This window comes from Pseudomonas sp. DTU12.3, from assembly GCF_004124275.1.
Classification (GTDB): domain Bacteria; phylum Pseudomonadota; class Gammaproteobacteria; order Pseudomonadales; family Pseudomonadaceae; genus Aquipseudomonas; species Aquipseudomonas helmanticensis.
In genome coordinates this window covers 4,806,971-4,832,005 of sequence record NZ_CP027218.1, presented here as the reverse complement: position 1 = coordinate 4,832,005, position 25,035 = coordinate 4,806,971, and the positions used below count along the sequence as shown (strand labels likewise).

Genomic DNA, 25,035 nt, shown 5'->3' with positions numbered 1-25,035 from the left:
GATCGCAGCCTTCGGCAGCTCCTACAGGGGTATGCAATCTCATGTAGGAGCTGCCGAAGGCTGCGATCTTTTGATCTTTATTCCACCCGCATCTCACCACTAAAGACCAAGGTATTGCGGCAGCTGCGGCACAAATACCGCCGTCCCTGCCGCACCAGTCCATGGCGCTGCGCCGAAAAGGGAAAATCACTGTCCGCGCACGGGCATTTGTAGATATAGCGCGTCACGCTGCGGCGCTTGATTGCGTAGGTGTGGCAGCGATCCGGCGGCAGTTCATACACCCCGCGCATGATCAATTGCCATTCTTCGCCATGCGGCTGAATGCGCTCGCCGAACAATTGATGAGCGATCAGGTGCGCGACTTCGTGGGCCACGGTCTGCTTGAGGAAGTGCTCGGTGTTTTCCCGGTACAGCTGCAAATTGAAGCGCAGCAGGTTCTCGTGCAAATGCGCGACACCGGCTTTTTGCCCGCGCAGCTTGAGGCTGACGACAGGACGTGGGAAGGAACGTTTGAAAAAGGCTTCAGCGAGTTGGTAACAGTCTTCGACGCGGGTATTGAGTTGCTCGGGCATGCTTGATGGATCTCCAGAGACCATGAGTATGCCGCAACGCCCCGGACTTGCGAATCGTCGAGCTGCCGAATGGTCATCCGGAAAACGAGAAGGCCGCCTTGCGGCGGCCTGAATGGGCAGATGTGGTTTTTCTCGGCCGGTCAGTTCGTATACACAGGGCCTACGCCCAGGCCCCAGACAATCACGGTAAACGCCATGATCGCGACCAGCACTACCAGGCCCACCGCCAGCACCGAGCTGGAAAACAGAAAGCCTTCGTCCGATGGAATGTTCATGAACGTCGGCAGCCCCACGTACAGCAGATAAACCGTGTAACAGATGGCCGCCGTGCCGACGATCATCCCCAGCCACATATGTGGATACAGCGCCGCCAGCCCACCGACGAACAACGGTGTCGCGGTGTAGGTAGCGAACGCGACGCAACGCGCCAGGCTTGGGTTGGCGTCATAAGTGCGCGCCATCCAGTGCACGAAAGCGCCCATCACCGCGACGCCGCCGAGCATCGCCAGGTAGGACATGACGGTCATCCAGACTGCGCTTTCAACAGTGAGCATCACTGGCGAGCGACTACCGATCACCCAGCCGACCTGCGTGGTGCCAATGAACGCCGAGACAGCGGGGATCGCCGCCAGAATCAGCGTGTGTGTCAGGTACATGTGGCTGATGCTTTCCTCTTGGTCGCCACGGATTTCCTTCCATTCCTGATCGGGGTGGGTAAAAAGTCCCACTACGTGATGGATCATGCCAGTCACTCCTCTTGTTATTGCCATCGCCCCCCAACGGAGCGCCTACGGGCCAATGAGGCCGAGCAAATTCAGGTCTTGGATGTGTGCGACCTTATGTCGCAGTATAGAAAGGACTTAACCGCACAGGTATTAGGGGCTTAGAGCAAATCGCGCTGTAAACACGGGGCTTAATCGCCGTACAGTCTTGACGAGCCCCTGTAGGAGCTGCCGAAGGCTGCGATCTTTTGATCCTGTTTTTTACCGTCAAAAGATCGCAGCCTTCGGCAGCTCCTACATTGAAGGCGGCATTCCAGATTACGGACGGTCGGGATGCACACTTCGCGCATTCGGGGTTTTTGCGTAAAATGCCGGCCTTTCGTCACACCTCACGGATTTCGCGTCATGGGCACTCTTACGGTCAACCAGAACAAACTGCAAAAGCGCCTGCGCCGCCTGGCCGGCGAAGCGGTCGCTGATTTCAACATGATCGAAGACGGCGACAAGGTCATGGTCTGCCTGTCCGGGGGCAAGGACAGCTACACCATGCTCGACGTGCTGCTGCACCTGCAGAAGGTTGCACCGATCAAGTTCGAGATCGTCGCGGTGAACATGGACCAGAAGCAGCCGGGCTTCCCCGAGCACGTGCTGCCGGCCTATCTGAAAGAGCTGGGCGTCGAGTACCACATCGTCGAGAAAGACACCTACTCGGTGGTCAAGGAATTGATTCCGGAAGGCAAGACCACCTGCTCGCTGTGCTCGCGCCTGCGTCGCGGCACGTTGTACACCTTCGCCGACGAAATCGGCGCGACCAAGATGGCCCTCGGTCACCACCGTGACGATATCGTCGAGACGTTCTTCCTCAACATGTTCTTCAATGGCAGCCTGAAAGCGATGCCGCCGAAGCTGCGCGCCGATGACGGCCGCAACGTGGTGATCCGTCCGCTGGCGTACTGCAACGAGAAAGACATTCAGGCGTATTCGGACCTCAAGGAATTCCCGATCATCCCGTGCAACCTCTGCGGCTCGCAGGAAAACCTGCAGCGTCAGGTGGTCAAGGACATGCTCCAGGACTGGGAGCGCAAGACCCCGGGCCGAACTGAAAGCATCTTCCGCAGTCTGCAGAACGTCATCCCGTCGCAACTGGCTGACCGCAACCTGTTCGACTTCACCAGCCTGAAGATCGACGAGACCGCAGCTTCGCGCTTCGTCAACATCGTCAATCTGTAAACCCCATTTTTATGTGGCCGCGCTTTTGTGGCGAGGGGATTTATCCCCGTTGGAGCGCGAAGCGCTCCCAGAATAGTCTGAGGCTGCTGCGCAGCCCAACGGGGATAAATCCCCTCGCCACAAGGGCCCCACATTGGTTTTTTGTTTCATTCGATAGGAGAGGGCATGCGCGATTACAAGTGGCTGCACGAATACTGTCTGAACCGCTTCGGTTCGGCAGCTGAACTGGAAGCCCATCTGCCCGTTCCCAAGACCCCTGCGCAACTGCGCAAGATCAGCGACGACCGCTACCTCTCGACCATGGCCCTGCGCGTGTTTCGTGCCGGCCTCAAGCACAGTCTGGTCGACGCCAAGTGGCCGGCCTTCGAAGAAGTGTTCTTCAAGTTCGATCCGGAAAAAGTCGTGCTGATGAGTGCCGAGCATCTCGAACGCCTGATGCAGGATGCACGGATCATCCGTCATCTGGGCAAGCTCAAGAGTGTGCCGCGCAATGCGCAGTTCATTCTCGATGTCGAGAAGGACAAAGGCAGTTTCGGCGCGCTGATTGCTGACTGGCCGGTGACCGATATCGTCGGTTTGTGGACCTACCTGAAAAAGCACGGCCATCAACTCGGCGGGCTGTCGGCACCACGCTTTTTGCGCATGGTCGGCAAGGACACATTCGTGCCGAGCTACGACGTGGTCGCGGCGCTGAATGCGCAGAAGATCGTCGACAAGGTGCCGACCAGCCAGCGTGATCTGGCGATTGTGCAGGACGCCTTCAATCAGTGGCATGAACAGAGCGGCGGGCGGGCGATGAGCCAGATTTCGATGATGCTCGCGTACACCGTCAACCATTAAGACCGCGTCGCCCCATTCGCGAGCAAGCCCGCTCCCACATTTTGGAATGCGTTCCCCTGTGGGAGCGGGCTTGCTCGCGAAGGCGTCCGTTCAGGCGATAGAGATTTCGCCTTCACCCGCCAATTTGCGATTCAACTGATACCGCCACCGCACATACAACAGCGCCGAGCAGAACACCGCCAGACTCGCGACCATCTCCAGCACCCCAAACAACTGTCGATTCGGGTCATACGCCGCCAGTGCGCCTTTGATGAAATACAGGTTCACCACAAAACACATCCACGAATGCCCGCGCGCGCTGCCCATGATCATCGCCGGAGCGAGGACAATCCACGGGATCAGTTCGACCAGCAGAATCACCCACGGCCGCGCGCCGTGCAGGTCGGCGAAGACCAGGTAATAAGCGGCGAGCAAACCGGCCAAGGCGAAAAAACTCAGCAGGCTGATTACCCGCATGGCCTTGACGCGTGGCTCCAGCCATTCGACGGAAGGCAAAATCTTCGGCTTCTTCGCCACTGTCAGCCCTCCAGTTTTTGCGCAGTCTTGGCCAAGCGCAGGCCGAGGGCGCGACACAGCGCCACTTCGTGCTGATCCAGACCTTTTTTACCGTCAGCCCCGGCGTGATGACTGGCGCCATAAGGCGTGCCGCCACCCTGGGTTTCCAGCAGCGCCGATTCGCTGTAGGGCAGGCCGGTGATCAGCATGCCGTGGTGCAGCAGCGGCAGCATCATCGACAGCAGGGTGGTTTCCTGGCCGCCGTGCAGGCTGGCGGTGGAAGTGAACACGCCGGCCGGTTTGCCGACCAGAGCGCCGGTCAGCCACAGGTTGCTGGTGCCATCGAGAAAGTATTTCAGCGGCGCCGCCATGTTGCCGAAACGTGTCGGGCTGCCGAGTGCCAGGCCGGCGCAGTTCTTCAGGTCGTCGAGGGTGGCGTACAAGGCGCCTTCATCCGGAATCTCTGGCGCTACCGCTTCGCACTCGGTGGAGATCGCCGGTACGGTGCGCAGGCGCGCCTCGAAGCCAGCCTGTTCGACGCCGCGCGCAATCTGCCGCGCCATCTCGTTGGTCGAGCCGCTGCGGCTGTAATACAGCACCAGAATGTACGGCGCGCTCACGGCAGCAACTCCAGGATGTTTTCCGGCGGACGACCGATCACGGCTTTGTCGCCGACTTCGAGAATCGGTCGCTCCATCAGTTTTGGATGCGCGGCGATGGCGTCGATCAATTGCGCTTCGCTGAGGCTGTCGTCAGCGAGTTGAAGCATTTTGTATTCATCTTCTCCGCTGCGCAGCAGCTGACGTGCGCTGATCCCGAGTTTGCCCAGCAGGGCCTTGATTTGCCCCGCGCTCAGTGGGGTTTCGAGGTAACGCACGACGTTTGGCGTCAGGCCGCGGGCTTCAAGAAGTTCCAGCGCACCGCGGGATTTCGAGCAGCGCGGATTGTGATAAAGCGTCAGATCGGTCATGGCGGGTCGCTTCTGGCGTAAAGTGGCGGCTATTCTAACTGTGCAGCGCGCAATCCAGAACCGTCAGAGGCGATGGGTCGCAGGCGCTTTCAAATTTTCACAAGGGACACGACATGACACGGCGATTGGCAGCGGCATTGACGATTATCGGGGCGTTGATGCTGGGGGGCTGCGGCAACGATTACGGGATCGACCAGAACGGCCAGAAAGTGGCGTCCGAGCGTCTGGACAAGCAATGGGTGGTGCTCAACTACTGGGCCGAATGGTGTGGCCCGTGCCGCACGGAAATTCCCGAGCTCAACCATCTGGCGGATGAGCTGAAGAGCAAGAATGTCGGGGTGTTCGGGGTCAATTTCGACAACGTGCAGGGTGCGGAACTGAAGGAGGCCAGCGAAAAACTCGGCATCAAGTTCACCGTGCTGGCGCAAGATCCGGCGGAGCTGTTTGACGTGCCGCGCAGTGAGGCCTTGCCGGTGACCTACATCATCGACAACAAGGGCAAGGTGCGTGAACAGTTGATGGGTGAACAGACGGCGGCGGGAGTGCTGGCCAAACTCGAAGCGTTGCAGGCGACCCAATAGGTCGTTAGTGGAAGAAAAGATCGCAGCCTTCGGCAGCTCCTACAGGGTATACACGATCCATGTAGGAGCTGCCGAAGGCTGCGATCTTTTGCGGTTCAACCCTCTTCCAGCCACCAGCGCAGCGGCTTGCCTTCAGCCGGCCAGAAGCGCATCTGCTCGATCGGCGAGATGTCCCAGCGCTCGACATGTTCCAGCGCCTGCAGGAAACGCTGCTCCTGCTCCATCAGCGCCGGTGCGCAGAGCTTGCGGGTCTTGCCGATCTTGCCGAAGGTCAGTTTGTCACCGTCCAGCGTGTACGGCGCGAACCAGTGGTTGCAACCGCCGTTGCCGTAGGCGCGACCATCATCGCCGAGGGTCACGGTCAGATGGCTGTAATCCATCAATGGCCGTTCGCCAATCCACTCCAGAATGTAGCTGCGGTTCTGTTGCAGTTGCACAGGCTCCGCCGCGCAACCGACCAGACCGACACTGACCAAAGCGGTCAGGGCAAGGCGTTTCATCATGCCGGCTCCTGGCATTTCGGGCACAGGTGCTTGTCGCCAAGTGCTTTCCAGCCCAGCTCGGCGATGCGCGCAGTGGCCGCCGGTTTTTCTGCGGTTTTGCCCAGTTTGGCATCGACCGCAAATTCAAAGCTCAGCTCTTTGGCGCAGCTGTCGCAGTTGACCTGCCAGGTGTGGATCGCCAGTTCGCCGAATACCGGGCCGGTGGTCATCGCGGTCCATTGGCCCGGCGGGTTGATCAGGTGGCGGACGGTTTCGACGGTCAGGCGCATGGACAAATCCTTGCTGCCTTTAAGGGTCACCAGCAGAGCGTCACCGATGCGAATCGAACCACCGTTGCCGGTGACCTGATAGCGGCCCGGAACGAGGGCGCGGCATTCGGTGAGGGTGTGTTGCGGGTTCATCAGGGTGTAGCGGAAATCGTGTTCGACCATGGGTCCTCCAAATATGCGCGACATGCTAGCACGGGCTCGATTGCAGGATGATGCGCGCTTGCGACCTTCGATCCGGTTCAAATCGACAGGCGCTCATGGCAAACTGCCGGCCTCGACTCTGAAGGAACGGAACATGGCGCTGATCGAATGTTATGAATGCAAGCGGAGCATCAGCTCCGAAGCCTTGGTGTGCATTCATTGTGGGGCGCCGATGGCCGAGCATATCGCTCACGCTCACGCACAGAAAGTCGCGGCACCGGCAACGGCTCAGTCTTCGACGATTTCTTTCGGCAGCCTGCCGCGCAACAAGTCAGTCCCCGAGGTCGTGGCGCCAGCCCCTGCGCCGGAGCCTCTGCCGAAAGTCATGCCGGCAGCGGCGGGGCGTCGGCGCCGGCAGGCAAGCGAGCAATCGGCACCAGCGTTTCAAACGCAGGCCAACGCCGATGGCAGCCGCCCGGTAGAGGGCTGGCTGAAGATCATGGTGTTTCTGTTGCCGATGATGTTCGTCTGGTTTCTGCTGCGCAGCGGTCACTCGATGAAGCAGCGCTTTTTCGGCTTTGGCTGGCTGGCGCTGTTGATCCTCGCGTCGACGCTGTCACCAAAGTAAACCGTCTGGCGATCAACCCTCGACCTGGTTCTGCGGCGCACCTGCCGCCCAGGTCGCGATGTTGTGCAGGGTGGTCGCGGCAATCGCGCCCAATGCTTCATGGGTCAGAAAGGCCTGATGCGCAGTGACGATCACGTTAGGAAAAGTCAGCAAGCGCGCCAGCACATCGTCCTGCAACGGCAGGTCGGAGCGATCCTCGAAAAACAGCTGTGCCTCCTCCTCGTAGACATCCAGCCCCAGATAACCGAGTTGTCCCTCTTTCAGCGCGTCGATCAGCGCCGGCGTGTCGACCAGACCACCGCGCCCGGTGTTGATCAGCATCGCCCCCCGCTGCATGTGCGCCAGCGAATCGCGGTTGATCAAGTGCTTACTGTGTTCGTTGAGCGGGCAGTGCAGGCTGATGATGCGCGATTGCGCGAGCAGTTCGGGCAGGCTCAGATAACGCGCGCCCAAGGCTACGACATCCGGGTTCGGATACGGATCGTAAGCGAGCAACTGACAGCCAAAGCCGTGCATGATTTTGGCGAACGTCGCGCCGATCTGTCCGGTCCCGACGATGCCGACGGTTTTCCCGACCAGATCGAATCCAGTCAGACCGTGCAGGCTGAAGTCGCCTTCGCGGGTGCGGTTATAGGCGCGATGCAAACGGCGATTGAGCGCCAGAATCAGCGCGACAGCATGTTCGGCCACGGCATGCGGCGAGTAGGCCGGGACGCGCACGACACCCAGCCCCAGGCGTTTTGCCGCGACCAGATCAACATGGTTGTAACCCGCCGAACGCAGGGCGATCAGGCGCGTGCCGCCAGCGGCCAGGCGTTCCAGCACCGGCGCGCTGAGGTCATCATTGATAAACGCGCAAACCACTGCATGACCATCGGCCAGCGCAGCAGTGTCAAGACTGAGCCGAGCGGGCTGGAAATGCAGTTCGATCCCGGCCGGGCAAGCGGCGCCGAGGAAGCTGTCGCGGTCGTAGGTCTGACTGCTGAAAACGATCGTGCGCATGAAATCCTCCTGGAGCATCGACGCGGGCCCCCATCACCCGCGACAACTGTAGCGTCCGGCAGCGTTGCCGGCATTGCCGTGGATCAGGCGCTGATCTTCGCCTGCGTGGCCAGACGATTGATTGCCCGCTCCAGTTCATCGAGCGCCATCAACGCTTTCGGATCATCCTGTTTGAGCAGGGTTTCACTGCGTTGGCAGGCGGCGCGCAACTGCGGCACGCCACAGTAACGAGTCGCGCCGTGCAGGCGATGAACGCGTTCGAGCAGGGCATTCTGGTCGTGATTGTCGCGTGCCGTGCGGATGGCTTCGCGATCGGCTTCCAGTGACGCGAGCAGCATCGCCAGCATGTCCGCCGCCAGATCGGCCTTGCCGGCAGCAAGACGCAGACCTTCTTCGTGGTCGAGCACCGGCAATTCATGATTGCCCAAGGCGCTGTCGCTGCTGCGCTCCGGGCCTTGATTGCGCAAGGCCAGCCCGGTCCATTTCAGCACCACCTGCGCCAGTTGCCGTTCACTGATCGGCTTGGTCAGGTAATCGTCCATGCCGCTTTGCAGCAGCGCGCGTTTTTCGTTGGCCATGGCGTGGGCGGTGAGGGCGACAATCGGCAGCGGTGTGCAATGCCGTTCGCTTTCCCACTGGCGGATGGTTTCGGTGCTCTGGCGGCCGTCCATGCCCGGCATCTGCACGTCCATCAGCACCAGATCGAAAGATTCGCTCTGCACCGCTTTGACGGCGGCGTAACCGCTTTCCACAGCGAGAACCTTGGCGCCCATGTCTTCGAGCAGGGTTTGCACCAGCAGCAGGTTGGCCGGGTTGTCGTCGACGCAAAGTACTTTCGGTGCACGGCTCGACAGCGGTTCGCCGGGCTCATTGCGCGGCTGGCGCGGGTTGGCCAGATCCGACAGCGCGCGGCGCAATTTGCGCGTGCATGCCGGTTTGGCCTGGAGCTGGCTGTGCGGGTTCGGCACCGACAGATGGAACAGCGTCTGCTCGGTGGTCGGGCACAGCACCAGCACTTTGCAGCCGAGATGTTCGAGGTCCCAGATGTGCTGGTTCAAACGTTCCGGGAGCATGTCGTTGCTGGTGATGCCAAGCACCGCCAGATCAATCGCCTGATCGGTCTGATGCGCGGCGGTGACGCCATTGGTCAGGCTTTCGAGGGTATTGAAGGTGGTGACGTCGAGGCCGCAGTCTTCCAGTTGATGCTGCAAGGCCTGGCGCGCCAGTTCGTGGTTTTCCAGCACCGCCACGCGGCGTCCGAGCAGCGGCGCCGAAGGCAGGTCTTCGGCATCGTCGCGGGTCTTCGGCAGGCTCAGGCTGATCCAGAATTCGGAGCCCTCGCCCGGCGTGCTGTCGACGCCGATTTCGCCGCCCATCTGCTCGATCAGGCGCTTGGAAATCACCAGCCCGAGGCCGGTGCCACCCGGTTGGCGCGATAACGAATTATCGGCCTGACTGAAAGCCTGGAACAACGCGCGGACATCCTGACTGGACAGACCGATGCCGGTGTCCTGAATGCTGATACGCAATTGCACGCTGTCTTCGTGGTCTTCTTCGAGCATCGCGCGGGCAACGATGGTGCCTTCGCGAGTGAACTTGATCGCGTTGCTGACCAGGTTGGTAAGGATCTGCTTGAGGCGCAGCGGATCACCGACCAGCGACAGCGGCGTGTCGCGATAGACCAGGCTGACCAGCTCCAGCTGTTTGGCGTGCGCGGCGGGCGCAAGAATGGTCAGGGTGTCCTGCAGCAAATCACGCAGGTTGAACGGAATATGGTCGAGCACCAATTTACCGGCCTCGATTTTCGAGAAGTCGAGGATCTCGTTGATGATCCCCAGCAAACTGTCGGCGGACTTTTCGATGGTGCCCAGATAGTCGAGCTGGCGCGGGGTCAGCTCGCTTTTCTGCAAGAGATGGGTGAAACCGAGAATGCCGTTGAGCGGCGTACGGATCTCGTGGCTCATGTTGGCGAGGAATTCGGATTTGATCCGGCTGGCTTCCAGCGCCTCTTTGCGCGCCAGGTCCAGTTCGATGTTCTGGATCTCGATGGTTTCCAGATTCTGCCGGACGTCTTCGGTGGCCTGATCGACGCTGTGCTGCAGTTCTTCGCGAGCGTTCTGCAACGTTCCGGCCATGCGGTTGATGCCCGACGCCAGCTCATCCAGCTCCTGACTGCCGAGCGGCGGCAGACGGGTTTCGAGGTGGCCGTCCTTGAGTTGCGCGACGGCTTGTTTGATCTGGCTCAGCGGGCGGTTGATGGTGCGGCCCATGCGTAACGCGAGCAACGCCGCCCCGGCAAGACCGGCGGCGATCAGCAACAGACTGGCAAACAGACTGCGGTAACCGCGCAGCAACATGCCGTTGTGCGACAGCTCCAGTTCGACCCAGCCGAGCAGGCGATCGGATTCTTCCGGGATCAGTTCACCGGCAAGATTGCGGTGCTTGCCGAACACCGGCATCAGGTAGCGAGTCGCGTCATTGCCGCTGCGCCGTTGCAATTGCGCGCTGTCGCCACTCGGTGCCTGATTGAGCATGGTCGGGCCGGCGTGGGCCAGCGGCGAGCGATCCGGCGCAAGAAACGTGACGGCGCGCACGTCCGGTTGCTCGAGGGATTGCGTGGCGATGCGTTCGAGCAGCTCATTGTTGCCGTGGCCCATTGCAGGTGCCACCAGCGGCGCCAGTTGCTCGGCGATCATTTCGCCGCGCTGCATCAACTGGGTCTGCAAGTCGGACTGCTGCGCCCAAGTGAAATATCCACCCAGCACCAGCGCCATCAGGCTGGTCGGCAACAAGGTCAGCAATAACACACGACCTTTGATTCCCAGTTTCTTGAGCACACCTATCTCCTGCATCCCGCTGAACTGTTGACTCATACGTGCATCCGGCACGCGACATTGGCGCAGTGTAGCGATTTGCTCGCGGGCAATCTCCGGAAAAATGCGCTCGCGGTGGGTCAGGGCGCAGGTGTGCGTTTGTCTGTTGGGTCAACCTTGGGTTGCCCGATGCCCGGCAATCTTGAATAATCACTCTCAACTGAGAATTACTTGCAGATACTCATGACTCCTGTTTCCGCTGGCCAGCCACGCATACTTTCCATCGAAGACGATCCGGTGCTCGGCGCCTATGTGCACGAGCATCTGGGTCGCAGCGGGTTTCAGGTGACCTGGTGCCAGAACGGTCAGGAAGGCCTGAACATCGCCAAGCGCCAGCCGTTCGATGTAGTGCTGATGGATATTCTGTTGCCGGGCATGGACGGTTTGAACGTGCTGACACAATTGCGCCAGAGTCATTCGACGCCGGTGCTGCTGATGTCAGCCCTGGGGGCCGAGGCGGATCGCATTAGCGGTTTCCGCCTGGGCGCCGACGACTATTTGCCAAAACCCTTCAGCATGGCTGAGCTGCATGTGCGCATCGAAGCGATCCTGCGGCGAGTGGCGCTTGATCGTCGGCCGTCTGCCACTGCCCCGACTGTGGCGACAGGCACGCTGCGCTTCGACGATGAACAGTGCGACGTGTTCTTTCGCGATCTATCGGCCGGGCTGACCCGCAGCGAATTTCGTCTGCTGGAAACCCTCAATCGCAATGACGAGGAAGTGCTGAGCAAAGCCTTCCTTTATCAGCATGTCCTGCAACGCGGTTATGCCGCGCACGATCGCAGCCTCGACATGCACATCAGCCAGATTCGCCGCAAACTCAAAGCCATCGGTTACACCGAGCGGGAAGTGCGCACGGTGTGGGGCAAGGGCTATGTCTTGAGCGCTGCCGATGAAACTGTCTGAACTGCCGGGGCGGCATTCGCTGTTCTGGAAACTCGCCTGTTTGCTGGTCGCGTTCTGCCTGCTGATGATCTGGCTGAGCTGGTCGTGGGGCCGTTATATGGAGGAGCGCAATCAGTTCCTCTCCGACGAGGCGCGCGGCACGCTGGCGCGTTATGCCGGCGAGGCCGAGCGTGCCTGGCAGCGCGGTGGGCGCAATGGAATTGATGACTGGTTGCAGAGCATGGAGTTGCGCGAAGCCAGTTGGGTTGGGGTGATCGGCGGCAATTTGCAATCGCTGGGCAGTGATCCGCTGAGCGAGCAGGAAATCCAGCACCTGACCTTTTTGCGCGGGCTCGATTGGCCGATTCACAAACAGGGGCGGCCGTGGTTGCGCATTCCGTTCCCCAAAGATCCTTCCGCCGGCAGTCTGGTGATCGAATTGCCCGAGCGTTTTTTGCCGGGTAAATATCGCCTGTTCTGGCGCGTGATCACCAACGGGGTGATTCCGGGGCTGTTCACGTTTTTGTTGTGCGTCGGTCTCTATCGTCTGTTGGTGGTGCCGTTGAACAACCTGCGCGAACAGGCCAACGCCTGGCGCGCCGATCAACTGAATGTGCGGCTGTCGAGCGGCATTACCCAGCGCCCGGATGAGCTCGGTGAACTGGCCCGGGCGTTCGACTCGATGTCCGAGCGCCTGCAATCGACCGTCGCCCTGCAACAGCAACTACTGCGTGACCTGTCCCACGAATTGCGCACGCCGCTGAGCCGCTTGCGCGTGGCCAGCGAAAGCGAACAAGGCCTGGCGCAATTGCGCGAGCGTATCGGCCGGGAAGTCGACGGCATGCAGCGGCTGGTTGAAGAAACCCTGCAACTGGCCTGGCTCGACACTGAACGCACGCCACTTCCCGACGAGGCGATCGAAGTTCAGGCACTGTGGGAAATGCTTACGGACAATGCCTGTTACGAAAGCGGCTGGCCGAGCCAGCGCTTGCAGTGCTCGGTGGAAGCGTCGTGCTGGGTGCGCGGCAATCTGAATACTTTGGCGCAGGCCCTGGAAAACATTTTGCGCAATGCCATTCGTCATTCGCCGGAAGGCGGCTTCGTCCAGCTCGACGGGCGCCGCGATGGTGATTACTGGCACCTGTGGCTGGAAGACCAGGGCGGCGGCGTGGCTGAGTCCGATCTGCAGCGGATCTTCCTGCCGTTCACCCGCCTCGACGGCTCGCGGCCTGGCGACGGCGGGTTTGGCTTGGGGCTGAGCATTGCGCGCAATGCCGTGCAGCGCCAGGGCGGGAGCATTTGGGCGGAGAATGGCGGGGCGGGGTTGCGGCTGAATTTGCGGTTGTTGGCGGATGATTGCGGTGCAGCGACAGACGCTTTCGCGAGCAAGCCCGCTCCCACATTGGATTTGCGTACACCGCAGATCGTGTGAGCAACACTGAAAATAGTGTCAGCACTGCTGACACTTTTTTTTGAGCGATACCGTCCCCTGTGGGAGCGGGCTTGCTCGCGAAGAGGCCATCTGCATTACATAGAAATTCAAAGGTACACATCAAAAGTCGCACCACTGGTGCGACTTTTGTTTGCTTATTCCTATAAACCATAAGCACCGCACTTTGCGTGATATGGCCTGCGCGGGTTTGCCGGTATGATAGGCGCCCCCGCACGTCTGGATTGCGAATACGCCATGACCCTGCAGTACCCAACCATCGCCGATTGCGTCGGCAACACTCCGCTGGTGCGTTTGCAGCGCCTGCCCGGTGCTACCAGCAACACCCTATTGCTCAAGCTCGAAGGGAATAACCCGGCGGGTTCGGTCAAGGACCGGCCGGCGCTGTCGATGATCACCCGGGCCGAATTGCGTGGGCAGATCCATGCCGGCGATACGCTGATTGAAGCGACCTCGGGCAACACCGGAATCGCCCTGGCCATGGCTGCCGCGATCAAGGGTTACAAGATGATCCTGATCATGCCGGACAACTCCAGCGCCGAGCGCAAAGCGGCGATGACCGCTTACGGTGCCGAGCTGATTCTGGTCAGCCAGGAAGAAGGCATGGAAGGCGCGCGCGATCTCGCGCAGCGTATGGAAGCCGAAGGCCGTGGCAAGGTGCTCGATCAGTTCGCCAACGGCGATAATCCTGAAGCGCACTACACCACCACCGGCCCGGAAATCTGGCGTCAGACCCAGGGCACCATCACTCACTTCGTCAGTTCGATGGGCACCACCGGCACCATCATGGGCGTTTCGCGCTACTTGAAAGAGCAGAGCGACAGCGTGCAGATCGTCGGTCTGCAACCGATGGAAGGCTCGGCCATTCCCGGTATCCGCCGCTGGCCGCAGGAATACCTGCCGAAGATTTATCAGGCCGACCGCGTTGATCGCATCGTCGACATGGCACAAAGCGAGGCCGAGGACGTCACCCGTCGTCTGGCCCGCGAAGAAGGCATCTTCTGTGGCGTGTCCTCGGGCGGTGCGGTGGCAGCGATGCTGCGCCTGTCCAAAGAAGTTGAAAACGCGGTGATCGTCGCGATCATCTGTGACCGTGGCGACCGTTACCTGTCGACCGGCATTTTCGACGCGCCAAACTGATGGCCAAGCACGAGAGAGGCCTGCGCTTCCAGCCCACCGGCGGCAGCAAGGCCGCGCAAATTCCGACCGGCAAGAAGCAGCGTTTGACTATCGAACGCCTGGCCAATGACGGTCGCGGTATCGCGTTTTTCGAAGGCAAAACCTGGTTCGTCCTTGGCGCCCTTGCCGGTGAAGAGGTCGAAGCGCGGGTGCTCGGCGCCCACGGCAAAGTGGTCGAGGCGCGCACCGAACGTGTGTTCAAGGCCAGCGAATTGCGTCGCCCGGCACCGTGTCAGCAAGCTGGCCGCTGCGGCGGTTGTAGCGTTCAGCATTTGCCCCATGACGAACAACTCGCCCTGAAACAGCGCATGCTCGCCGAGCAATTGTCGCGCGTTGCCGGTGTCGAACCGGAAGAGTGGGCAGCGCCGTTGACCGGCCCCGAGTTCGGCTATCGCCGTCGCGCGCGGATCGCGGTGCGCTGGGACATGAAGGCGAAGAAACTCGAAGTCGGTTTCCGCGCGGCCGGCAGCCAGGACATTGTCGCGATCAGCGAATGCCCGGTGCTGGTACAGCCCTTGCAACCGATCATGACCCGTTTGCCGGAGATGCTCCGTCGGTTGAGCAAGCCGCAAGCGCTGGGTCATGTCGAGCTGTTCAGCGGCTCGTCGCTGGCGGTGTTGCTGCGGCACATGGCGCCGTTGTCCGAAGCGGATCTGACCATCCTCAAGGACTTCTGCCAATTCCATGAAGCGCAATTGTGGCTGCATGGCGAAGGCGAACCGCAACCGGTCGATGCCACCCAGTCGCTGGGCTATCGCCTGGAGCAATGGGATCTCGATCTGGCGTATCGGCCGGGCGACTTTATCCAGGTCAATGCCGGCGTCAACGAAGCGATGGTGGCACAGGCGCTGGACTGGCTGAAGCCACGTAGCGAGGAGCGCGTGCTGGATCTGTTCTGCGGCCTGGGCAACTTCGCTTTGCCGTTGGCCAAAGCCGTGCGCGAAGTGGTGGCGGTCGAAGGTGTGCAGACCATGGTCGAGCGCGCCGCAGCCAACGCCGCTAGTAACAATTTGCATAACACAAAGTTTTTTCAAGCCGATTTATCCCAGCCTTTGAGCGATGCCCAATGGATCGGAAACGGCTTTTCTGCGGTACTCTTGGACCCACCGCGTGACGGTGCTTTCGAGGTGGTGCGCAAGCTGGCGACCCTGGGTGCCAAACGGTTGGTGTATGTGTCGTGTAACCCGGCAACGCTGGCGCGCGATACGGTCGAATTGATCAAGCAGGGCTACCGGTTAAAACGTGCCGGGATTCTCGATATGTTTCCTCAGACGGCACATGTCGAGGCCATGGCGTTATTTGAAGCGAGCCAGGATGGCTCGTCTGAATCCGTCTGATCTGTCCGCGCAGCGCTCGCATTAGCCCCGCGAGCGCAAACGGACACTGAAGGTCAGCGATTTGACGCATTGAATCTGCGTCGTAGGGAAGGTAAAGCAAGATGGTACAGGTGAGAGCACACCAGCCGATCAACACTGACGGCAGTATCAATCTCGAGGCTTGGCTCGATCACGCGGTCAGTGTCGATCTGGCACTGGATCGCGAAGCCTTGAAAGAAGCCTGCGAGTTCGCTCGCGAGGCCGAACAACAGTCCAATGCCAAGAAGAATCTGTGGGCCGAAGGCTCGGGCAGTTTCAGTACCGGTCTGGAAATCGCCGAGATCCTCGCCGACCTCAAGCTCGATCAGGATTCGCTGGTCGCGGCGGTCCTGTATCGCGGCGTACGCGAGGGCCAGATCGAACTCGCGGCCGTCGGCCAGCGCTTCGGTCCGGTGGTGGCCAAGCTGATCGACGGCGTGCAGCGCATGGCGGCTATCAGTGACAGCCTCAGCCCGCGTCAGTCGATGGTCATGGGCACGCAAGGGCAGGTCGAGAACCTGCGCAAGATGCTCGTGGCGATGGTTGACGACGTGCGTGTCGCGCTGATCAAACTCGCTGAACGCACCTGCGCGATCCGTGCAGTGAAAACCGCTGACGACGAGAAGCGTAACCGTGTCGCCCGGGAAGTCTTCGACATCTATGCGCCGCTCGCGCACCGGCTCGGCATCGGTCATATCAAATGGGAACTGGAGGACTTGTCCTTCCGTTACCTGGAGCCGGATCAGTACAAGCAGATCGCCAAGTTGCTCCACGAGCGACGGCTCGATCGTGAGCGGTTCATCGCCGACGTGATGACCCAGCTCAAGGACGAATTGCAGGCCACCGGGGTTGATGCCGACATCAGCGGCCGGGCCAAACACATCTATTCGATCTGGCGCAAAATGCAGCGCAAGGGTCTGGAATTCAGCCAGATCTACGACGTGCGTGCGGTGCGCGTGCTGGTCCCGGAAATGCGCGACTGCTACACCGCGCTGGGCATCGTCCACACCTTGTGGCGGCACATCCCGAAAGAATTCGACGACTACATCGCCAACCCGAAAGAGAACGGCTACCGCTCGCTGCACACGGCGGTAATCGGCCCTGAGGGTAAAGTGCTTGAGGTACAGATCCGTACGCACTCGATGCACGAAGAAGCCGAGCTCGGCGTCTGCGCGCACTGGCGCTACAAGGGCACCGACGTCAAATCCGGTTCGAATCACTACGAAGAGAAAATCTCCTGGCTGCGTCAGGTCCTCGAGTGGCACGAAGAGCTGGGCGATATCGGTGGTCTGGCGGAACAGCTGCGCGTTGATATCGAGCCGGATCGGGTCTACATCTTCACTCCCGACGGTCACGCCATCGACTTGCCGAAAGGCGCGACGCCGCTGGACTTCGCCTACCGCGTGCACACCGAGATCGGCCACAACTGCCGTGGCGCCAAGATCAATGGGCGCATCGTGCCGCTCAACTACAGCCTGCAGACCGGTGAGCAGGTCGAGATCATCACCAGCAAGCACGGTACGCCAAGCCGCGACTGGCTGAACTCGAACCTCGGTTACGTCACCACCTCGCGGGCGCGGGCGAAGATCGTTCACTGGTTCAAGTTGCAGGCGCGCGACCAGAACGTTGCCGCCGGTAAAACCCTGATCGAACGCGAACTGACGCGCCTCGGTCTGCCAGCGGTGGATTTCGACAAGCTGGCCGACAAGGCCAACATGAAAACCGCCGAGGACATGTTCGCCGCCCTCGGTGCCGGCGACTTGCGTCTGGCGCAACTGGTCAACCTCGCGCAGCAGCTGGTCGAGCCGGAACGCGGCAACGAACAGCTGGAGCTGATTCCGCGCAAGGCTACGGGGTACAAACCGGGCAAGCGCGGCGACATTCAGATCCAGGGTGTCGGCAACCTGATGACGCAGATGGCCGGCTGCTGCCAGCCGTTGCCGGGCGATGCGATCGTCGGCTACATCACTCAGGGTCGTGGCGTGAGCATTCACCGCCAGGACTGCGCCTCGGTGCTGCAGCTGGGCGGGCGTGAGCCGGAGCGGATCATTCAGGTCAGCTGGGGGCCGGTGCCGGTGCTCACCTATCCGGTGGACATCGTCATCCGCGCCTACGACCGTTCCGGTCTGCTGCGTGACGTTTCGCAGGTGCTGCTCAACGAGCGCATCAACGTGCTGGCGGTCAACACCCGCTCGAACAAAGAGGACAACACCGCGTTGATGTCCCTGACCATCGAGATCCCGGGCCTGGATGCACTGGGGCGGTTGCTCGGGCGTATATCGCAGTTGCCGAACATCATCGAAACGCGGCGTAACCGTACCCCGTGATGTGGCTTCACTGTGGGAGCGAGCCTGCTCGCGAAGAGGGCGTGTCAGTCGACAACATAGTTGCAGGCACACCGCTTCGCGAGCAGGCTCGCTCCCACAATGGTTTTGTGTGAGACAGAGAAATGATGTACAGCCTTGAAGACCTGCTCCACCTCATGAGCCGTCTGCGCGATCCGCAATACGGTTGCCCGTGGGACATCAAGCAAACCTACGCGACCATCGTCCCGCACACCCTCGAAGAAGCCTACGAAGTGGCCGATGCCATCGAGCGCGGTGACTTCGATCATTTGCAGGGTGAACTCGGTGATCTGCTGTTCCAGGTGGTGTATTACAGCCAACTGGCGCGGGAAGAAGGGCGCTTCGAATTTGCCGGGGTGATCGACAGCATCACCCGCAAACTGATCCGTCGTCATCCGCACGTGTTCCCCACTGGCGATCTTTACGCGCCACTGGATGTACCGCGCTTGACCGAAGAACAGGTCAAGCAGCGTTGGGAAGAGATCAAGGCCGAAGAGCGCGCGGAGAAATCCGCCGCGCCCGAGCAACTGTCACTGCTCGATGATGTGCCGGCAACGTTGCCGGCATTATCCCGTTCAGCCAAGTTGCAGAAGCGTGCCGGGCAGGTCGGGTTCGATTGGCCGCACGCCTTGCCGGTGCTCGACAAGGTGCGCGAAGAGCTCGATGAAGTGCTCGAAGCGATGGCTGAAAACGATCCGGTGGCCGTGGCTGACGAGATCGGCGACCTGCTGTTTTCCGTGGTCAATCTGGCCCGGCATCTGAAGGTTGATCCGGAAACCGCACTGCGTGGCGCCAACGGCAAGTTTGAAAGACGTTTCCGTTTTATCGAACAGGCATTGCGCGACACCCACCGTCCCATAGAAGATTGCACCCTCGAAGAGTTGGACGCCCTGTGGGGCGAAGCCAAACGTCAGGAAAAGAATGCGCCCAGCTGCGGCTGAGCAACTGCCCTAGTGAGTAAGCCCGATGAGTATTTCCCTTCGCGACCAGTTGCTCAAAGCAGGTCTGGTCAACCAAAAGCAGGCCAAGCAGGTCAGCAAAGACAAGCAGAAGCAGCAACGCCTGGCCCACAAAGGTCAGGTCGAACTGGATGACTCGCAACAACGCGCCGCTCAGGAAGCCATGGCCGAGAAGGTCAAGCGTGATCAGGAGCTGAACCGCCAGCAGAAAGAGAAGGCGGATGCCAAGGCGCGTGCGGCGCAGGTCAAGCAACTGATCGAGGTCTCGCGTCTGCCGAAGCTGACGACCGAGGACTACTACAACTTCGTCGACGACAAGAAGGTCAAGCGCCTCTCGGTCAACACGCTGATGCGCAACAAGCTCAGCAGCGGTTCGCTGGCGATCGTGCACCATGCCGGCGGCTACGAAGTGATCCCGCGTGAAGCGGCTCTGAAGATCCAGGAGCGTGATCCGCAGCGCATCGTCCAGCTCAACGTGCAGACCGAAGAGGTCAACGCCGAGGACGATCCGTACGCGGCCTACCAGATCCCTGATGATCTGATGTGGTAAATCGATAAAGCCGTAACAACGACAAACCCCGCTCATGGCGGGGTTTGTCGTTTTCAATGCTGTGGTTGAATCAGGAGGAGCGGGTGTCTCGCTGTTGTTCTTGCACTTCCAGTTCGGCCTTGTAGTTGTGGGCATCGATCTCGTTGTGGAACATGCCGACCAGCAAGTCTTGTTGATGCACATCCCAGATGCGGATACCGGCGGCTACGCCTTCGTGGGACATGTGTGAATCGTCGCGTTCAGTTACTTTTACAGTCATCTGCTAGCTCCAAATCTCAAGTTATCTGCAGCAAGGCGTGTGCAGGACTCTTTTATATGATTTGTTAGCTTGCTAAGTAAACGCTCAGTTTGTGCAATGTATTTTTGCGAAAACCGCAACAGTGCTACAGCCCACGGAATCCGCGACATTCGGTCGCAGGCCGCTAAGTTTCATGACAGAAGTTTCATCTCCAGAACACCCAATCCCCCTGTAGGAGCTGCCGAAGGCTGCGATCTTGATCGTTCCCACGCAGAGCGTGGGAACGATCAGATCAACAGATCGCAGCCTTCGGCAGCTCCTACATAAGGAGTTTGTGTCGGCCGTGAGTTTTCTGCAGACGAAAAAAAACGCCCCGAACCAGTCGGGGCGTTTTCATGTGTGGCTCAAGCGGGGGGAATTACTTGCCTTCCCAGCGCTTCAGTACCAGCGTGGCGTTGGTGCCGCCGAAGCCGAAGCTGTTGCTCATCACGGTGTTGATGGTGGCGTTCTCGCGGGTCTTGGTCAGCACTGGCAGATCGGCCACTTCAGGGTCCAGCTCGTCGATGTTGGCGGAACCGGCAATGAAGTTGCCTTCCATCATCAGCATGCAGTAGATCGCTTCGTGAACGCCGGCAGCGCCCAGGGAGTGACCGGACAGGCTTTTGGTCGAGCTGATCGCTGGAGCCTTGTCGCCGAACACTTCACGCACACCTTTCATTTCCGCGACGTCGCCGACCGGAGTCGAGGTGCCGTGGGTGTTCAGGTAGTCGATCGGGGTATCAACGGTGGACATCGCCATCTGCATGCAGCGGATCGCGCCTTCGCCGCTTGGGGCAACCATGTCGTAGCCATCGGACGTAGCGCCGTAGCCAACGATTTCGGCGTAGATCTTGGCGCCACGGGCCAGAGCGTGTTCCAGCTCTTCAACCACGACCATGCCGCCACCACCAGCGATGACGAAACCGTCACGGTCTTTGTCGTAGGCACGGGAAGCCTGTTCCGGGGTGTCGTTACGCTTGCTGGACAGAGCGCCCATGGCGTCGAACAGGAACGACTGGCTCCAGTGCTCTTCTTCACCGCCACCGGCGAAGACGATGTCCTGCTTGCCCATCTGGATCTGTTCCATGGCGGTACCGATGCAGTGAGCACTGGTGGCGCAGGCAGAAGCGATGGAGTAGTTCAGGCCCTTGATCTTGAATGGCGTGGCCAGGCAAGCGGAAACGGTGCTGCTCATGGTCCGCGTTACACGGTATGGGCCAACGCGTTTCACGCCTTTCTCGCGCAGGATGTCCAGCGCTTCCATCTGGTTCAGCGTGGAAGCACCACCGGAGCCAGCAACAAGGCCGGTACGCGGGTTGGACACTTGCTCTTCGGTCAGGCCGGAGTCAGCAATGGCGTCTTTCATGGCCAGGTAGGCGTAAGCCGCTGCGTGGCCGACAAAGCGATAGATCTTGCGATCGATCAGCTCTTCAAGGTTGAGGTCGATGGAGCCGGAAACCTGGCTACGCAGACCCATTTCAGCATATTCCGGGTTGAACCGGATGCCAGGGCGGCTTGCACGCAGGTTAGCGGAGACGGTCTCTTTGTCATTGCCCAGGCACGAAACAATGCCCAGACCAGTGATAACGACGCGGCGCATGCGAATAACCCTTAGAAGTTGTCAGTGGAGGTGAACACGCCGACGCGAAGGCCTTCGGCGGTGTAGATTTCGCGACCGTCAACAGACACCGAACCGTCGGCAATGGCCAGGTTCAGCTTGCCCTTGAGGACGCGCTTGATTTGAATGTTGTAGGTGACTTTCTTGGCGGTCGGCAGCACCTGACCGAAGAATTTCACTTCGCCCGAACCCAGCGCACGGCCACGGCCCGGCAGGCCTTGCCAGCCCAGGAAGAAGCCGACCAGTTGCCACATGGCGTCCAGACCCAGGCAGCCCGGCATCACCGGATCGCCTTCGAAATGGCAGGCGAAGAACCACAGGTCAGGGGTGATATCCAGCTCGGCGACCAATTCACCTTTGCCGTACTTGCCACCTTCTTCGCTGATATGGGTGATGCGATCCACCATCAGCATGTTCGGGGCGGGCAGTTGCGCGTTACCTGGGCCGAACAGCTCACCGCGACTGCAGCGCAGCAGATCTTCCCGAGTAAAGGCGTTTTGTTTGGTCATGCGAGCTCCTCAATAATCCCATGCGGCAGGTGGGGCAAATCTTCCCGACCGATCGACGCGTTCATGCCTCGAACCGGCAGCCTACTCATAGACTATTGCGTTGTGGTGAAAGTCACAGCACCAAGGACATGAATGTACACTTGTGCACTGAAATTTTTATTCAAGCCCCTTTTGAGGCTTGTTCGGGTGCCTAAGACTGCCGCACTTTCGCTTTTCACGCCAGTCGCAGATGGTCGAAAGGCCCACACTACGACACCCAGCGCTGCAGAATCTGCTGCAGATCATTACGTTTGAACGGCTTCGCCAGATAATCGTTCATGCCCGCCGCCAGGCAGGTTTCGCGGTCGCCCTGCAAGGCGTTGGCGGTCAGGGCGATGATCGGCACTTCGCTGCGTCCCGGCAGGCGCCGGATCTGTCGCGTGGCTTCGTAGCCGTCGATGATCGGCAAGCGGCAATCCATCAGAATCACTTCGAAATCATTGTCTGCAGCGCTGCTCACGGCCTGCGCGCCATCGGTGGCGACGCTGACAGTAAAGCCCAGACTGCGCAGCATCGCTTCGATAACGGTCTGATTGACCGGATTGTCTTCCACCAGCAAGACATTGCGACCTTCGCCATGGGCCTTGCCGTTGAGCGCGCGTGGCGCGGCCAGTGGCGGCAGCGCCTGCTTATAGAGGGCCAGCGGGATTTCCAGGGTGAACACCGAGCCGCGACCTTCCTCGCTTTGCGCGCGCAAGGTGCCGCCCATGCGTTCCGCGAGGGTGCGCGCGATCGGCAGGCCGAGGCCGGTGCCGCCGTAACGCCGCGAAATCGAGCTGTCGGCCTGCTGGAAGGCGTTGAACATCAGCTCCAGGCTTGCCGACGAGATACCAATGCCGCTGTCGCGCACCGAGCAGGTGAACCACAGCAACTCGTGGTCCAGCGATTGCCATTGCGCCTCGATGCTGACCCGGCCCTGTTCGGTGAACTTCAGCGCGTTGCCGACCAGGTTGACCAGAATCTGCCGGATCCGTGTCGGATCGCCCTGCACCTGCAAACCGCGCATGTCGTCGGGAATTTGCAGGTGCAATGCCAGGCCGCGTTGCACCGCACTGTGCTGGAACGACTGCGCGCAGGCACCAATCAGCTCGGTGAGGTTGAAAGGTATGTGCTCCAGTTCCAGTTCCGAACGCTCGATCCGCGAGAAGTCGAGAATGTCGTTGATGACCTTCAGCAAGTGCTCGGTGGACTCCGACGCGAGAGCGGCATACTCGATCTGCTCCTCGGTCATCTCAGTGGTTTCGAGCAATTGCAGCATGCCCAGTACGCCGTTCATGGGGGTGCGCAGTTCATGGCTCATCATCGCGAGGAAATCGGATTTGGCGTTGTTGGCCTTTTCCGCTTCTTCGCGGGTCTGGATCAATTGCGCCATGGCCTGATGCTGTTCGCGGCTGGCCTGCTCCAGCGCCTGGGCGAGGTTGTTGATGTGCTGCGACAAGGCGCCCAGTTCGGTGTCATCGACAATCGGCAGCGGGGTTTTATAGTCGCCGTCCTGAATCGCCTTGACCGCATTACCGATGTCGCGAATCGGCTGCGACAGGCTGCCGGCCAGACGCCGCGCCAGGACAAAGGTAAAGAGCAGGGCGAACAGCGCCAGAATCCCGGCCTTGAGCAGAATTTCCTGTTGGCGCTGACTGAAGGCATCGTTGGACAGACCGACAATCACGCGTCCCAGATAATCCTCGGCGGCCGCTCCATTGCTGACTTTGCCGTCCTGAAAGAAATCATTGTGCAGGGAGATTCGCTGCAGCCGTACCGGCGCCTGAAACACTTCGACCTGATGCGGGCGATTGTGCGTGTCCGCTGGTTGCTCAACGTACACCAGAATCCGGTTGGCGCTGTCCTGCACTTCGAGAAAACGCACATTGGGCGTGGCCAGCGTGGCTTTGAGCAGACTCTCCAGCACTTCGTTGTTGCCGGAAATCACCCCGTACTCGGTGGCGGGCGCGAGTTGGTTGGCGATCAGTTGGCCGGTGTGATTCAGCTCCTGGCGCAAATCCTGGATGCGCACAAAGGTGAAGAAGCTGATCAACAGCAAGGTCAGCAACAACGCCGGGCCCAGGCTGATCAGCTGAGTGCGGGTGTTGATGTCCCAACGGCGACGGAAACTCATGGGCGGCGTTCTCCTTCAGCCAGCGCTCTGGCGACAGACGCATCGTTCAGCGGTTCGATACCTAGTGAACGAGCCACCTGCGCATTACTTGAAACGTTAAAACGTGCGGGGTAGAGCGATCGCGGCCATGTAGCCGAGGGCTGGTCGAGCAATTGATCGAGGATCGCCAGCCAATCGTTCTGATCGCTGTAGCTGCTGGCCAGGCTGCCGGCACGGACGAAGGCGACGTTGGGCCCGACCAGCGCGACTTGCCGCGAATAGCTGCTGAGCAAGAGGTTTTTCGCGGTCTTCGGGTTGTACAGATCGGGATCGTCGAGGCCCAGCAACACGTCGCTGTTTTTCAGCACGGCTTGCAGCGGACGACTGTCGAGGGTGTTGTCCCAGCGCTGGCTGACGATCTGCAGATTCAGCGGTTGTGCGGCCAGATTCAGTTCTTTCAGCAGAAACTCGCTGTGCTGATCGAACAGCACGCCGACCCGCCGTGCCTGCGGCAAAATCCTTCGGATCAATTGCAGTTGCCGGCTCAGCGGCGGATCGCTCCACAGCAGGCTCAAGTGTGCAGGTTCGGCGTCACCAAAACGCTGGCGGGCTTGCAGGCGACTGATGCGCAGCACCAGCGTTGCCGGGCCTTTGGAATCCTGCAGGCGCCAATCGAGGCTCGGCAGATCGAGCAGGATCAGGCGCAGGCTGGCCGGCAGCTTGCCCGGTGCCGGCAGACTGGCCAGCGGCTGGAAACGCACGTTGTCGGTCGGACGCAATTCGCTCAGTGCCTGAACGAACGCTTGCACGCCGGGGCTTTCCTCGGCGCCGGTCAGCAGAATGTCCGCAGCCTGCACCGCGACACCGTGCAGCCACGCGGTCAAAAACAGACAGACCCCGGCCAGCCAGTGGCCCAGGGTTGGCGTCTTCCGTGACAGGCCGTTGCGCATC

At 60.4% G+C, this 25,035-nt stretch carries 25 protein-coding genes; 11 read left to right on the top strand and 14 right to left on the bottom strand.

Features of this window, described 5'->3' with window-relative positions:
- Window positions 1-77: 77 nt before the first annotated feature.
- Window positions 78-572, bottom strand: coding sequence for a SprT family zinc-dependent metalloprotease (locus C2E19_RS22145; protein WP_129395087.1), 495 nt, complete (start codon window positions 570-572; stop codon window positions 78-80).
- A gap of 140 nt (window positions 573-712) precedes the next feature.
- Window positions 713-1,315 carry a Yip1 family protein gene (locus C2E19_RS22140; RefSeq protein WP_129395086.1) on the bottom strand — a complete coding sequence of 201 codons (603 nt, stop codon included), beginning with the start codon at window positions 1,313-1,315 and terminating at the stop codon, window positions 713-715.
- Window positions 1,316-1,699: 384 nt separating this feature from the next.
- Between C2E19_RS22140 and ttcA the strand changes: the two genes are divergently transcribed.
- Both ttcA and C2E19_RS22130 read left to right on the top strand, forming a co-directional pair.
- Window positions 1,700-2,524 (top strand): tRNA 2-thiocytidine(32) synthetase TtcA, encoded by an 825-nt coding sequence (ttcA, locus tag C2E19_RS22135; protein ID WP_129395085.1) that lies wholly within the window; start codon window positions 1,700-1,702, stop codon window positions 2,522-2,524.
- A 165-nt stretch (window positions 2,525-2,689) separates the two neighbouring features.
- Entirely contained in the window at window positions 2,690-3,364 is a 675-nt protein-coding gene (locus tag C2E19_RS22130) for a DNA-3-methyladenine glycosylase I (RefSeq protein ID WP_123376387.1), read from the top strand.
- Window positions 3,365-3,454: 90 nt separating this feature from the next.
- Here the strand turns inward: C2E19_RS22130 and C2E19_RS22125 are convergent, their stop codons facing one another.
- From C2E19_RS22125 to arsC, 3 genes are read right to left on the bottom strand one after another with little or no spacing between them, the layout of a single operon-like run.
- Complete coding sequence (locus C2E19_RS22125) at window positions 3,455-3,880, bottom strand: DUF2069 domain-containing protein (protein WP_129395084.1); 426 nt, start codon at window positions 3,878-3,880, stop codon at window positions 3,455-3,457.
- Window positions 3,881-3,882: 2 nt separating this feature from the next.
- Window positions 3,883-4,479 (bottom strand): NAD(P)H:quinone oxidoreductase, encoded by a 597-nt coding sequence (gene wrbA / locus C2E19_RS22120; RefSeq protein ID WP_129395083.1) that lies wholly within the window; start codon window positions 4,477-4,479, stop codon window positions 3,883-3,885.
- Window positions 4,476-4,829: an arsenate reductase (glutaredoxin) gene (arsC, locus tag C2E19_RS22115; RefSeq protein WP_129395082.1), complete on the bottom strand. Its 354-nt coding sequence runs from the start codon at window positions 4,827-4,829 to the stop codon at window positions 4,476-4,478. Before arsC ends, wrbA begins: the two co-directional genes overlap by 4 nt.
- Window positions 4,830-4,942: 113 nt before the next feature.
- Here arsC and C2E19_RS22110 point away from each other — a divergent pair, with 113 nt between their 5' ends.
- A complete protein-coding gene (locus tag C2E19_RS22110; protein ID WP_129395081.1) occupies window positions 4,943-5,410 on the top strand; it encodes a TlpA disulfide reductase family protein in 468 nt (155 codons plus the stop codon).
- Window positions 5,411-5,505: 95 nt separating this feature from the next.
- On the opposite strand, the gene C2E19_RS22105 is transcribed toward C2E19_RS22110, so the two are convergent.
- Together C2E19_RS22105 and C2E19_RS22100 are read right to left on the bottom strand one after the other, a co-directional pair.
- Window positions 5,506-5,910, bottom strand: a complete 405-nt coding sequence (locus tag C2E19_RS22105; protein ID WP_129396164.1) for an META domain-containing protein — start codon at window positions 5,908-5,910, stop codon at window positions 5,506-5,508.
- Complete coding sequence (locus C2E19_RS22100; protein ID WP_129395080.1) at window positions 5,910-6,344, bottom strand: hypothetical protein; 435 nt, start codon at window positions 6,342-6,344, stop codon at window positions 5,910-5,912. The genes C2E19_RS22105 and C2E19_RS22100 overlap by 1 nt, the downstream gene beginning before the upstream one ends.
- Before the next feature lie 133 nt (window positions 6,345-6,477).
- Here C2E19_RS22100 and C2E19_RS22095 point away from each other — a divergent pair, with 133 nt between their 5' ends.
- Complete coding sequence (locus tag C2E19_RS22095; protein ID WP_129395079.1) at window positions 6,478-6,951, top strand: hypothetical protein; 474 nt, start codon at window positions 6,478-6,480, stop codon at window positions 6,949-6,951.
- Window positions 6,952-6,963: 12 nt separating this feature from the next.
- Here the strand turns inward: C2E19_RS22095 and C2E19_RS22090 are convergent, their stop codons facing one another.
- Together C2E19_RS22090 and C2E19_RS22085 are read right to left on the bottom strand one after the other, a co-directional pair.
- The gene (locus tag C2E19_RS22090; RefSeq protein ID WP_129395078.1) at window positions 6,964-7,953 is read right to left on the bottom strand and encodes a 2-hydroxyacid dehydrogenase; all 990 of its coding nucleotides are present in this window, start codon (window positions 7,951-7,953) and stop codon (window positions 6,964-6,966) included.
- Window positions 7,954-8,036: 83 nt separating this feature from the next.
- The gene (locus C2E19_RS22085; RefSeq protein WP_129396163.1) at window positions 8,037-10,790 is read right to left on the bottom strand and encodes a response regulator; all 2,754 of its coding nucleotides are present in this window, start codon (window positions 10,788-10,790) and stop codon (window positions 8,037-8,039) included.
- A 219-nt stretch (window positions 10,791-11,009) separates the two neighbouring features.
- On the opposite strand from C2E19_RS22085, the gene C2E19_RS22080 reads away from it, so the two are divergent.
- The 7 genes from C2E19_RS22080 to C2E19_RS22050 all read left to right on the top strand — a co-directional run bounded on the left by C2E19_RS22080 (window position 11,010) and on the right by C2E19_RS22050 (window position 19,549).
- Complete coding sequence (locus C2E19_RS22080) at window positions 11,010-11,732, top strand: response regulator transcription factor (protein WP_129395077.1); 723 nt, start codon at window positions 11,010-11,012, stop codon at window positions 11,730-11,732.
- Complete coding sequence (locus C2E19_RS22075) at window positions 11,719-13,143, top strand: sensor histidine kinase (RefSeq protein WP_129395076.1); 1,425 nt, start codon at window positions 11,719-11,721, stop codon at window positions 13,141-13,143. The genes C2E19_RS22080 and C2E19_RS22075 overlap by 14 nt, the downstream gene beginning before the upstream one ends.
- Window positions 13,144-13,398: 255 nt before the next feature.
- Entirely contained in the window at window positions 13,399-14,301 is a 903-nt protein-coding gene (cysM, locus tag C2E19_RS22070; RefSeq protein ID WP_026000780.1) for a cysteine synthase CysM, read from the top strand.
- The gene (gene rlmD, locus C2E19_RS22065; protein ID WP_129395075.1) at window positions 14,301-15,677 is read left to right on the top strand and encodes a 23S rRNA (uracil(1939)-C(5))-methyltransferase RlmD; all 1,377 of its coding nucleotides are present in this window, start codon (window positions 14,301-14,303) and stop codon (window positions 15,675-15,677) included. The genes cysM and rlmD overlap by 1 nt, the downstream gene beginning before the upstream one ends.
- 101 nt (window positions 15,678-15,778) lie before the next feature.
- Complete coding sequence (relA, locus tag C2E19_RS22060; RefSeq protein ID WP_129395074.1) at window positions 15,779-18,022, top strand: GTP diphosphokinase; 2,244 nt, start codon at window positions 15,779-15,781, stop codon at window positions 18,020-18,022.
- Between the two features lie 125 nt (window positions 18,023-18,147).
- Window positions 18,148-18,981, top strand: a complete 834-nt coding sequence (gene mazG, locus C2E19_RS22055) for a nucleoside triphosphate pyrophosphohydrolase (protein ID WP_129396162.1) — start codon at window positions 18,148-18,150, stop codon at window positions 18,979-18,981.
- A gap of 25 nt (window positions 18,982-19,006) precedes the next feature.
- Window positions 19,007-19,549: a DUF2058 domain-containing protein gene (locus C2E19_RS22050; RefSeq protein WP_129395073.1), complete on the top strand. Its 543-nt coding sequence runs from the start codon at window positions 19,007-19,009 to the stop codon at window positions 19,547-19,549.
- Between the two features lie 70 nt (window positions 19,550-19,619).
- On the opposite strand, the gene C2E19_RS22045 is transcribed toward C2E19_RS22050, so the two are convergent.
- The 5 genes from C2E19_RS22045 to C2E19_RS22025 all read right to left on the bottom strand — a co-directional run bounded on the left by C2E19_RS22045 (window position 19,620) and on the right by C2E19_RS22025 (window position 25,034).
- Complete coding sequence (locus C2E19_RS22045) at window positions 19,620-19,808, bottom strand: hypothetical protein (protein WP_129395072.1); 189 nt, start codon at window positions 19,806-19,808, stop codon at window positions 19,620-19,622.
- A 397-nt stretch (window positions 19,809-20,205) separates the two neighbouring features.
- Window positions 20,206-21,426 (bottom strand): beta-ketoacyl-ACP synthase I, encoded by a 1,221-nt coding sequence (fabB, locus tag C2E19_RS22040; protein ID WP_008087472.1) that lies wholly within the window; start codon window positions 21,424-21,426, stop codon window positions 20,206-20,208.
- Between the two features lie 11 nt (window positions 21,427-21,437).
- Complete coding sequence (gene fabA, locus C2E19_RS22035; protein ID WP_010211704.1) at window positions 21,438-21,953, bottom strand: 3-hydroxyacyl-[acyl-carrier-protein] dehydratase FabA; 516 nt, start codon at window positions 21,951-21,953, stop codon at window positions 21,438-21,440.
- Window positions 21,954-22,200: 247 nt separating this feature from the next.
- On the bottom strand, window positions 22,201-24,105 hold the full coding sequence (locus C2E19_RS22030) for a response regulator (RefSeq protein WP_129395071.1): 1,905 nt from the start codon (window positions 24,103-24,105) through the stop codon (window positions 22,201-22,203).
- Window positions 24,102-25,034, bottom strand: coding sequence for an ABC transporter substrate-binding protein (locus tag C2E19_RS22025; RefSeq protein ID WP_129395070.1), 933 nt, complete (start codon window positions 25,032-25,034; stop codon window positions 24,102-24,104). Before C2E19_RS22025 ends, C2E19_RS22030 begins: the two co-directional genes overlap by 4 nt.
- Between the last annotated feature and the right edge of the window lies 1 nt (window position 25,035).

Bases quoted from the DNA above. Each gene is read 5' to 3' on its own strand.
- C2E19_RS22080 (WP_129395077.1), top strand. From the start codon at position 11,010: ATGACTCCTGTTTCCGCTGGCCAGCCACGCATACTTTCCATCGAAGAC.
- C2E19_RS22140 (WP_129395086.1), bottom strand. From the start codon at position 1,315: ATGATCCATCACGTAGTGGGACTTTTTACCCACCCCGATCAGGAATGG.
- ttcA (WP_129395085.1), top strand. From the start codon at position 1,700: ATGGGCACTCTTACGGTCAACCAGAACAAACTGCAAAAGCGCCTGCGC.
- C2E19_RS22075 (WP_129395076.1), top strand. From the start codon at position 11,719: ATGAAACTGTCTGAACTGCCGGGGCGGCATTCGCTGTTCTGGAAACTC.
- C2E19_RS22130 (WP_123376387.1), top strand. From the start codon at position 2,690: ATGCGCGATTACAAGTGGCTGCACGAATACTGTCTGAACCGCTTCGGT.
- C2E19_RS22145 (WP_129395087.1), bottom strand. From the start codon at position 572: ATGCCCGAGCAACTCAATACCCGCGTCGAAGACTGTTACCAACTCGCT.
- C2E19_RS22095 (WP_129395079.1), top strand. From the start codon at position 6,478: ATGGCGCTGATCGAATGTTATGAATGCAAGCGGAGCATCAGCTCCGAA.
- fabB (WP_008087472.1), bottom strand. From the start codon at position 21,426: ATGCGCCGCGTCGTTATCACTGGTCTGGGCATTGTTTCGTGCCTGGGC.
- C2E19_RS22100 (WP_129395080.1), bottom strand. From the start codon at position 6,344: ATGGTCGAACACGATTTCCGCTACACCCTGATGAACCCGCAACACACC.
- C2E19_RS22045 (WP_129395072.1), bottom strand. From the start codon at position 19,808: ATGACTGTAAAAGTAACTGAACGCGACGATTCACACATGTCCCACGAA.
- arsC (WP_129395082.1), bottom strand. From the start codon at position 4,829: ATGACCGATCTGACGCTTTATCACAATCCGCGCTGCTCGAAATCCCGC.
- C2E19_RS22025 (WP_129395070.1), bottom strand. From the start codon at position 25,034: ATGCGCAACGGCCTGTCACGGAAGACGCCAACCCTGGGCCACTGGCTG.
- C2E19_RS22110 (WP_129395081.1), top strand. From the start codon at position 4,943: ATGACACGGCGATTGGCAGCGGCATTGACGATTATCGGGGCGTTGATG.
- C2E19_RS22050 (WP_129395073.1), top strand. From the start codon at position 19,007: ATGAGTATTTCCCTTCGCGACCAGTTGCTCAAAGCAGGTCTGGTCAAC.
- cysM (WP_026000780.1), top strand. From the start codon at position 13,399: ATGACCCTGCAGTACCCAACCATCGCCGATTGCGTCGGCAACACTCCG.
- C2E19_RS22105 (WP_129396164.1), bottom strand. From the start codon at position 5,910: ATGAAACGCCTTGCCCTGACCGCTTTGGTCAGTGTCGGTCTGGTCGGT.
- rlmD (WP_129395075.1), top strand. From the start codon at position 14,301: ATGGCCAAGCACGAGAGAGGCCTGCGCTTCCAGCCCACCGGCGGCAGC.
- fabA (WP_010211704.1), bottom strand. From the start codon at position 21,953: ATGACCAAACAAAACGCCTTTACTCGGGAAGATCTGCTGCGCTGCAGT.
- relA (WP_129395074.1), top strand. From the start codon at position 15,779: ATGGTACAGGTGAGAGCACACCAGCCGATCAACACTGACGGCAGTATC.
- C2E19_RS22090 (WP_129395078.1), bottom strand. From the start codon at position 7,953: ATGCGCACGATCGTTTTCAGCAGTCAGACCTACGACCGCGACAGCTTC.
- mazG (WP_129396162.1), top strand. From the start codon at position 18,148: ATGTACAGCCTTGAAGACCTGCTCCACCTCATGAGCCGTCTGCGCGAT.
- C2E19_RS22030 (WP_129395071.1), bottom strand. From the start codon at position 24,105: ATGAGTTTCCGTCGCCGTTGGGACATCAACACCCGCACTCAGCTGATC.